This is a genomic window from Rhodoferax sp. RT5P35 (assembly GCF_056521385.1).
On record NZ_JBWMAX010000264.1, the window covers coordinates 1 to 1,153 of the forward strand.

Below are 1,153 nucleotides of genomic sequence, written 5' to 3' on the forward strand. Positions count from 1 at the left end.
TCGCCGTCCGGTTGCGACTCGAAAGCCGGGCCCCAGTACGGGTTCTGGTCGTAGTAGTCCGGGTGCGGGGCATGGGCATGAAGGTCGATAAGCATGTGGATCTCCTGGGGTTTTATGGGGGCGGCCAATCCGCCGCGTTGTAAGTGCCTGAACCAGTGCATGTACCCAGCCGCTACACAGCCAAGCGCATCAAAACCTGTCCAAACACCTGCATCATGCCAATATTAAACAAATATTGCAAATGTGTCTAATTTTTAAAACCACCTACTCCCACCCAGTTGCCTCCACCTCAGCGTCGAGCCAATCCTCCACCACCCCGGCGCAGGGATTCCACCAGCCGCGCGATCCTGCGGGGCATCGCCAAGCGGTCGGATCCGTCGGCCACCAGATGGTCGCTCAAGACCAGGCGCACCATCAGCTCGCAGACCAGTTCCCGGTCCAGCTTGGCATCCAGGCTGTCGTCCCAGGCATCAAATACCGGGGCCAGCAGATCCTGGAAACGCACCACGGCATCGTGAAAAATACGCTTGAAAAAGTTCAGCGCAAATTCGGGTGCCACCAGCAGCAAACGGCGCGAGCTGCCAATGTCCAGGTAGTTGTTCAGGTAGGTCAGCATGGTGGCAAAGCGCTGGTCCGGGTCGGTGCACGGGGCCAGGGCTTCGGCCAGGGGTTTGTGGAACCGCTCCCGCTTGTGCTTGGAAAACGCACTCAGCAGTTCCTCTTGCGAGGCGAAGTAGCGGTAGAAGGTGCCCCGCGAAATACTGGCAGCGTTGCACACTTCCAGGATCGATATGCGGTCGGCACCCGACTTCAAAATCACCTGCTCGGTGGCCTCGAAGATGTTGTCCACGGTTTGCTCCGAGCGTCGGTTACCCCGCCGACGGACAGGCTTAGCAGACGGCGCGGACACGGCCAGCACCGACCCGGACTCAGCCATGCTGGTGGACTTGGCTTTCGCTTTGGTTTTGGGTTTTGTCGGCGCTGGAGCTACAGGCTCGGCATCGGCCACCATACGGGGCTGCGCCAGTTCGGCAACGGCCATAGTTTTCGGGCTCTTCATCTGACTCCTTGTAAAAAAACACTTTAAAAAACAACGTCCGGGTTTTCCCGCATGACGCTTTGATCATCCAACCAATAGAATTAAATTCTGTTA

General features: G+C 57.8%; 1 protein-coding gene. It reads right to left on the reverse strand.

Annotated features, from left to right (window positions below; genetic code table 11):
* Positions 1 to 289: 289 nt before the first annotated feature.
* Positions 290 to 1,060: a TetR/AcrR family transcriptional regulator gene (locus tag AC097L_RS25510; RefSeq protein WP_479589497.1), complete on the reverse strand. Its 771-nt coding sequence runs from the start codon at positions 1,058 to 1,060 to the stop codon at positions 290 to 292.
* Positions 1,061 to 1,153: the final 93 nt, after the last annotated feature.

Coding starts and splice junctions, on each gene's coding strand:
- AC097L_RS25510 (WP_479589497.1), bottom strand. CDS start 1,060: ATGAAGAGCCCGAAAACTATGGCCGTTGCCGAACTGGCGCAGCCCCGT.